Raw genomic sequence first — 7867 nt, 5'->3', positions numbered from 1 at the left:
GACGCTGGCCCTCCTTCCCCCCTCCCCCCCGCCCCCCCCCCCCCCCGCGCCCCCACCCCCCCCCCCCCCCCCCCCCCCCCCCCCCCCCCCCCCCCCCCCCCCCCCGCGGCGGTTCACGGACACCGCGCGAACCGGGTACGTGCCGAAGGCGGCCGGTCGCTCACGCCTGCGCGGAGCCCGGCGCCCGGTACATGTACGACGTCTCCTGCCGCCGCGAGGCGATCCGCCAACCGCCGCCGTCCCGCGCGAAACCGTCCACGTACCAGAAGCCGCACAGCAGCACACCGCGCTCGGCGGCCTTGCCGCCCTCGGGCAGGACGAGCGGGTTGAGGCACATGGTGCGGCCCGTCGCGCGGTCCCCGTCGAGCCGGATCGCGCAATTCCCGAGCAAATGCTGATATCCGGGAAAACGCGGCATGACGGCCGCGAGAAATTCCTTGATCTCCGGCAGAGTTCCACGCGGTCCGCCCGTCGCCGTGTAGTCGAGGACCGCGTCCTTGGTGAAGACTGCGTCCAGCAGCGGCCATTGGCCGGTGTCCACCGCGTGGCTGTATTCGATCAACAGATCCTGGATTTCCAGCCGGTCGGAGATATCGCCGAGCGAGAGCATGCGGCCCCTCCTGCCCGCGCCCGGACGGACGCGTGGGCACCGCATGGATGGCACGCGCCACCGGAGAAGTCAAGACACCTGACAGGCGCGGAGTATGGGAATACCCGGAGAACCCTCCGCCCACGCCCGGTCCGCGACCCGAGCCGCCTAGGATCGAGGGATGGATCTTCGATGGCCGCGACGCAAGAGGTGGTTCGCCGCCGCGGGGGCGCTCGTGGTGCTGGTGGCGGGCGGCGTCGCGGTCGGTACGGCGACCGCGTCCGGCGACGGCGGCTCGGTGCACCGCAGCGACGCGATGCTCGACGGCACCGGGGGCGTACGCCTGGACACCTCGTACTTCACCTCGGGCGGTCCCGGCAGGCGGCCCGCCGTACTGCTCGGGCACGGCTTCGGCGGCAGCAAGGACGACGTGCGCGGCCAGGCGGAAACGCTCGCCCGGCACGGCTACGCCGTACTGACCTGGTCCGCGCGCGGCTTCGGGCACTCCACCGGACGCATCGGGCTCAACGCGCCGGACGGCGAGGTCGCCGACGTCGGCAAGCTCATCGACTGGCTCGCGGACCGCCCCGACGTGCGGCTCGACGCGCCGGGCGACCCGCGGGTCGGCATCTCCGGCGTCTCGTACGGCGGCGCGATCTCCCTGCTCGCCGCCGGTTACGACCAGCGCATCGACGCCATCGCGCCGCGCATGACGTACTGGAATCTGAGCGACGCGCTCTTCCCGAACGACGTCTACAAGAAGCTGTGGGCCGGCATCTTCTTCTCCAGCGGCTCCACCCCGCTGGACGCGGCAGCGGGCGGCGACCGGACCCCGGACACAGGCGCGGGCACAGGCACGGGCACGCCCACGCCCGCCGGAGCGCCGACGACCGCCGACCCCCTCTGCGGCCGGTTCGAACCGTCCGTCTGCGCGCTCTACCAACGCGTGGCCCAGGCGGGAAAGCCCGACGCCGCCGCCCGCGCGCGACTCGACGCGCTCAGCCCGTCCGCGGTCGGCTCCCGTATCAAGGTCCCCGCGCTGATCGTGCAGGGCCAGACCGACTCGCTGTTCACCCTCACCCAGTCCGACGCGATGGCCAAGGCGATCAAGGCCAACGGCGCACCCGTGACCGTCGACTGGATCGCGGGCGGACACGACGGCGGCAACACCGAGAACGGCAGGATCGACCAGCGGGTCACCGCCTGGTTCGACCACTACCTCAAGGGCGAGACGTCCACGAGCACGGGACCCGCCTTCCGGGTCACCCGCACCGGCGGCCTCAACTCCACCGACGGCAGCGTCACCCTGCGCGGCGCGAGCGGCGACAGCTACCCCGGCCTCGACGGATCGGGCAGCCGGAAGATCGCGCTCGCCGGCTCCGCCCAGCGGATCACCAACCCGGCGGGCGGCGCCCCGCCCGCGATCTCCGCCGTCCCCGGCCTCGGCGCGCTCACCCAGCTCTCCTCGGTCGGCGCCGGCATCTCCCTGGACTTCCCCGGCCAGATCGCGGTGTTCGAGTCCGCGCCGCTGCGCGACGGCGCCCAGCTCACCGGAGCGCCGTCGGTGCGGGTGAAGGTCGCCACCGACGCGCCCGACGCCGTGCTCTTCGCGAAGCTCTACGACGTCGCGCCCGGCGGCAAGGAGACCCTGCCCGCCTCGCTCGCCGCCCCCGTACGCGTCGTCGGGTCCGGGCAGGGCACCACCGTCACGGTCCGACTGCCCGCCGTCGACCACGACTTCGCGGCCGGGCACCGACTGCGCGTGGTGCTGTCCACCACCGACCTCGGCTACGCCTCCCCGGCCGCGCCCGCGGTACTGACCGTCTCGCTCGCGTCGCCGACGCTCACCCTGCCCACCGACACCGGGCTCGGCGCCGACGCCACCTCGGTCGCGTGGTGGGCCTGGGCGCTGCCGCTGATCGCGCTGGCCGTGGCCGCCGTCCTGCTGCTCACCGGCCGCCGCCGGGTCCGCCCGCGCCCGGCCGACCCGGCGCTCGCCGCGGTCCCGTTGCAGATCACCGGCCTCAGCAAGCGGTACGCGAAGTCCGTCGACCAGTACGCCGTACGCGACCTGTCCTTCCGCGTCGAACCCGGCCAGGTGCTCGGCCTGCTCGGGCCGAACGGCGCGGGCAAGACCACCACCTTGCGGATGCTGATGGGCCTGATCCGTCCCGACGAGGGCGAGATCCGGGTGTTCGGCGAGGCGGTACGGCCCGGCGCGCCCGTGCTGTCCCGGCTCGGCGCCTTCGTGGAGGGCGCCGGATTCCTGCCGCATCTGTCCGGCCGCGCCAACCTCGACCTGTACTGGCAGGCCACCGGCCGCCCGGCGCAGGACGCCCACCTGGCGGAGGCCCTGGAGATCGCGGGCCTCGGCGACGCGCTGGAACGGGCCGTGCGCACCTACTCGCAGGGCATGCGGCAGCGACTGGCCATCGCGCAGGCCATGCTCGGCCTGCCGGACCTGCTGATCCTCGACGAGCCGACCAACGGACTCGACCCGCCGCAGATCCGCGAGATGCGCGAGGTGCTGATCCGCTACGCGCAGGCGGGCCGGACCGTGATCGTCTCCAGCCACCTGCTGGCCGAGGTCGAGCAGACCTGTACGCATCTGGTGGTCATGGACCGCGGGCGGCTGGTCACGGCCGGTCCCGTCGCCGACATCATCGGCTCGGCGGACACCGTGCTGGTCGGGATCGACGGCGAACTGCCGCAGAGCGCGGTCGAGAAGGTCGCCGCACTGCCCGGGGTCGCCACCGCGGTCCGCGAGGAGGACGGTCTGCTCGCGGTGCTCGACGGCCTGACCCCGGCGCAATTCGTGGCCGAACTCGTCCGTCTCGACGTGCCCGTGGCCCAGGTCGGGCCGCACCGCCGCCTGGAGGACGCCTTCCTGACCCTGATCGGAGGCTCCTCGTGAGCGCCGCACCCGCCCTGCCCGCCCCCGCGCCCGCACCGGACGGGTCGCCGGCCCGCGCCACCGCGCCCGGCTACCGCCCCGGCCGTACGCTGCGGCTGCGCGTCGAGGCCAGGCGGCAGTTGCGCAGGCGCCGCACGATGATCGTGGCCGCGCTGCTCGCCGCGCTGCCGTTCATCCTGATCGCCGCCTTCGCGATCGGCGGCACCCCGAGCGGCGAGGGAAGGAACGGCCCGACGCTGATCGACACCGCCACCGCCTCGGGCGCCAACTTCTGCGCGACCTGCCTGTTCGTCTCCGCGGGCTTCGTGCTCGTCGTGCCGGTCGCGCTCTTCTGCGGCGACACCGTGGCCTCGGAGGCGGGCTGGTCCTCGCTGCGCTATCTGCTGGCCGCGCCCGTGCCGCGGACCAGGCTGCTGGCCGTGAAGCTCACCGTGGCGCTGGGCTTCAGCGCGGTCGCGCTCGTCCTGCTGCCCGCGGTCGCGCTGGTGGCGGGCACCGTCGCGTACGGCTGGGGGGACCTGGAACTGCCGACCGGCGGGGCGCTGGCGTCCGGTGAGGCGCTGCCGCGGCTGGCGGTCGCCGTGATCTACATCTTCGTGAGCCAACTCGTCACGGCCGCGCTCGCCTTCTGGCTCTCCACGGTCACCGACGCGCCGCTGGGCGCGGTCGGCGGCGCGGTCGGCCTCACCATCGTCGGCAATGTGCTGGACGCCGTGACCGCGCTGGGGCGGTGGCGCGACGTGCTGCCCGCGCACTGGCAGTTCTCCTGGGCGGACGCGCTCCAGCCGACGATGGAGTGGTCCGGCATGCTCCAGGGCACCTCGGTGTCGGTCTCGTACGCGATCGTGCTGACGGCGCTGGCCTTCCGCGGCTTCCGCACCAAGGACATCGTGTCCTGACCCGCCGTCGGCCGTGTCGTGACGTGGTGTATGCCGTGCCGTGCCGTGCCGTGACGCCGCCGCATGACGGGCCCCGTGACGCCGCCGCATGACGGGCCCCGCGACGCCGCCGCACCATGACGCCTCGTCATGGCATGCCCATGAAATAACCAAGGGACGGCCATCCGGAGTAAAGCGGTCGGCAGCAAACGGCGAAGTCTCTTGTCCTGGGCATGATCTGTGGGTGTGATCGCGGCATCCGTCTCGTGCGGTCGCACTCCACACAAGGAGAGTCCATGCGCAGATTCCGTCCGCGGCCCCGCGCCGCGGTCGCGGCGGCAGGGGTCACCGCCCTCGCCGCCGCCGCTTTGACAGCCGCTCCCGTCGCCGGGTCCGCCACCGCCGCCCCGGCGCGTACCGCACCGGTGGTGAAGGCAGTGCCCGCGGTCACGGGACACCGGCTGGTGAGCGGGGTGAGCAGCCCGCTCAGCAGCGCGCAGTGCCAGGCGAAGTGGGGCATCAACTGCTACACCCCGCAGCAGTACCGCCAGGCGTACGACCTCAAGCCGCTCTACCGCGCCGGTATCACCGGCAAGGGGCGGACGATCGTGATCGTGGACTCGTTCGGGTCGCCGACGATCCAGCACGACCTCGACGTGTACAGCCGGCAGTTCGGCATCGCCAGCTCGCACGTACAGGTCGTCAAGTGGGGTGACGTGCCGCCGTTCGACCCGACGAATCCGGACCACACCGGCTGGGCGAGCGAGAGCACGCTGGACGTGGAGATGGCGCACGCCGTCGCGCCCGACGCGCACATCGTGCTGGTGGAGACCGGCGTCGCGGAGACCGAGGGCGTCGAGGGGCTGCCCGAGATGATGGACGCCGAGAAGTCGATGATCGACCACGGCGTCGGCGACGTGATCACGCAGAGCTTCGGCGCCACCGAGAACACCTTCCCCGGCTTCGACCGGGGCGACTTCTCCAGCATCCAGAAGCTGCGGTACGCCTTCAAGGCCGCCGCCGCGCACGGCGTGACGGTGCTGTCGTCCTCCGGCGACGGCGGCGCCACCGACTCGATGGCGGACGGCGCCACCGACTACCCGTACCCGGTGAACTCCTGGCCCTCGTCCGACCCGCTGGTCACCTCGATCGGCGGCACGCAGCTCCACCTGGACGACGCGGGCGACCGCACCGCGCCCGACAGCGTCTACAACGACTACGGCGCGGGCGGCGGCGGCCAGTCGCACGTCTTCACCAGGCCCTCGTACCAGGACGTGGTCAAGAACGTCGTCGGCGCCCGGCGCGGCACCCCGGACATCTCGATGACCGCGGCCGTGGACGGCGGGGCGTGGGTGTACTCCTCCTTCGACCCGACGGCCGTCGGATGGGACGTGTACGGCGGCACCAGCGAGTCCAGCCCGCTGTTCTCCGGCATCGTCGCGCTGGCCGACCAGCTCGCCGGGCACCGGGTGGGCGACATCCACCAGGCGCTGTACGCGCTCTACCGGGGCGACAGCAGGCTCACCGGGATCGTGGACGTCAAGGACGGCACGAACAACTCCTACGACGGCGTCACCGGCTACACCGCGGTGAAGGGGTACGACATGGCGACCGGTGTCGGCACGCTGGACGCCGCGCGGTTCGTTCCCGCGCTGGCGATCGCCAGTTGGCGGCGCTGACCGTCCGAGCGGGGTACTGACAGGTCACCGCCGCGTCCGCGCGGGCGCGGCGGTGACACGTGCTGTCCGGGCGCCGGAAATGTCCGCTCCCGCGGGGTGAGTGGTCCAACTCCGTTATCTGTTAGGACTCTTGACAGTCGGGTGGTCCAGACCAACAGTATTGGTCCAGACCAGCAGCGCCCCCTGTGCTGTCGGCCCCCACACATCCCCCCTCGAAGGGAGCGCGGTCCATGACCGGACCCGTTCGCAGACCCCTCCGCGCGTTGCTCACCGGACTCGTCACCGCCACCGCGGCGGCCGGGCTCGCCCTGACCGGCAGCGGCACCGCCCACGCCGCCACCCCGCTGCCCGCCCACGTGTTCGCCCCGTACTTCGAGGCGTACAACGGCGACAGCCTCTCCGGCCTGGCGTCGGCCTCCGGCAACAAATTCCTCACCATGGCGTTCATCCAGACGCCGTCCGTCGGCTCCTGCACCCCGTACTGGAACGGCGACAGCTCGCTGCCGATCGCCCAGGCGAACTTCGGCGCCGACATCGACACCCTCCAGGCGGGCGGCGGCGACGTCATCCCGTCCTTCGGCGGTTACGCGGCCGACAACAGCGGCACCGAGATCGCCGACAGTTGCACCAACGTCAGCTCGATCGCCGCGGCCTACGAGAAGGTCATCACGACCTACGACATCAGCCGGATCGACCTCGACATCGAGGACAACTCGCTGACCAACGCCGGCGGCATCGACCGCCGCAACAAGGCCGTGAAGATGGTCCAGGACTGGGCGGCGAGCAACGGCCGCTCGGTGCAGTTCTCCTACACCCTGCCGACCACCACCCACGGGCTGACCACGGGCACCGCAGGTGACGGCTCGGGCCTGTCGGTGATCCAGAACGCCATCTCCAACGGCGTCAAGGTCGACGTCGTGAACCTGATGACGTTCGACTACTACGACAACGCCACGCACAACATGGCGACCGACACCCAGACCGCCGCCACCGGCCTGCACGACCAGCTCGCCGGGCTCTACCCGTCGAAGACCGACGCGCAGATCTGGGGCATGGTCGGCGTCACGGAGATGCCCGGCATCGACGACTTCGGCGCGGCCGAGACCTTCACCACCGCCAACGCCACCACCGTCTACAACTGGGCGGTCAGCAAGGGCATCAACACGCTGTCCTTCTGGGCGCTCCAGCGCGACAACGGCGGCTGCCCCGGCCAGGGCGGCTCCGACACCTGCTCCGGCGTCGCACAGAGCACCTGGCAGTTCAGCCACACCTTCCAGCCCTTCACCGGCGGCGGCACCACCACCCCGCCCCCGGCGAACGACTTCTCGGTGTCGCTGACCCCGGCCTCCGGCTCCGTCGCGCCGGGCGGTTCCACCACCTCCAGCGTGCACACCGCCGTCGCCTCCGGCACCGCGCAGTCCGTCGCGCTGACGGTCTCCGGCGCCCCGGCCGGTGTCACCGCCACGCTCAGCCCGACCTCGGTGACCGCGGGCGGCAACGCCACCTTGTCGGTCGCCACCACGGCCTCGGCGGCCCCCGGCACGTACACCCTGACCGTCACCGGCAAGGCGGGCACCACGACCCACACCGCCGCGTACACGCTCACGGTCACCGGGACCACCACCGGCTGCACCGCCACCGCGTGGAACAGCAGCGCGGTCTACGTGGGCGGCAACACCGTCTCGTACGCCGGTCACACCTGGAAGGCCAAGTGGTGGACGACGGGCGAGACGCCCGGCACCACCGGTGAGTGGGGTGTCTGGCAGGACCTCGGCGCCTGCTGATCCGCCTCCCGCGGCGGCCGGGC

General features: G+C 72.4%; 5 protein-coding genes. 4 read left to right on the top strand and 1 reads right to left on the bottom strand.

Going from position 1 to position 7867, the window contains the following annotated elements; translation table 11 throughout:
* Positions 1-160: 160 nt before the first annotated feature.
* Positions 161-610, bottom strand: coding sequence for a nuclear transport factor 2 family protein (locus ACZ4EF_RS35775; protein WP_355347799.1), 450 nt, complete (start codon positions 608-610; stop codon positions 161-163).
* A gap of 160 nt (positions 611-770) precedes the next feature.
* Between ACZ4EF_RS35775 and ACZ4EF_RS35770 the strand changes: the two genes are divergently transcribed.
* From ACZ4EF_RS35770 to ACZ4EF_RS35755, 4 genes are all read left to right on the top strand, one after another.
* A complete protein-coding gene (locus ACZ4EF_RS35770) occupies positions 771-3503 on the top strand; it encodes an alpha/beta fold hydrolase (RefSeq protein WP_467508365.1) in 2733 nt (910 codons plus the stop codon).
* A gap of 14 nt (positions 3504-3517) precedes the next feature.
* Positions 3518-4402 carry an ABC transporter permease gene (locus ACZ4EF_RS35765; protein WP_188282197.1) on the top strand — a complete coding sequence of 295 codons (885 nt, stop codon included), beginning with the start codon at positions 3518-3520 and terminating at the stop codon, positions 4400-4402.
* Between the two features lie 275 nt (positions 4403-4677).
* Positions 4678-6060 carry a S53 family peptidase gene (locus tag ACZ4EF_RS35760; RefSeq protein ID WP_401314363.1) on the top strand — a complete coding sequence of 461 codons (1383 nt, stop codon included), beginning with the start codon at positions 4678-4680 and terminating at the stop codon, positions 6058-6060.
* Between the two features lie 230 nt (positions 6061-6290).
* Positions 6291-7844, top strand: coding sequence for a chitinase (locus ACZ4EF_RS35755; protein ID WP_355347790.1), 1554 nt, complete (start codon positions 6291-6293; stop codon positions 7842-7844).
* The last annotated feature ends 23 nt before the right edge of the window (positions 7845-7867 follow it).

The sequence above is a fragment of the Streptomyces sp. NPDC025721 genome, from assembly GCF_055558595.1.
This window is presented reverse-complemented; position numbering and strand designations above follow the sequence as displayed.

Bases quoted from the DNA above. Each gene is read 5' to 3' on its own strand.
- ACZ4EF_RS35770 (WP_467508365.1), top strand. From the start codon at position 771: ATGGATCTTCGATGGCCGCGACGCAAGAGGTGGTTCGCCGCCGCGGGG.
- ACZ4EF_RS35755 (WP_355347790.1), top strand. From the start codon at position 6,291: ATGACCGGACCCGTTCGCAGACCCCTCCGCGCGTTGCTCACCGGACTC.
- ACZ4EF_RS35775 (WP_355347799.1), bottom strand. From the start codon at position 610: ATGCTCTCGCTCGGCGATATCTCCGACCGGCTGGAAATCCAGGATCTG.
- ACZ4EF_RS35760 (WP_401314363.1), top strand. From the start codon at position 4,678: ATGCGCAGATTCCGTCCGCGGCCCCGCGCCGCGGTCGCGGCGGCAGGG.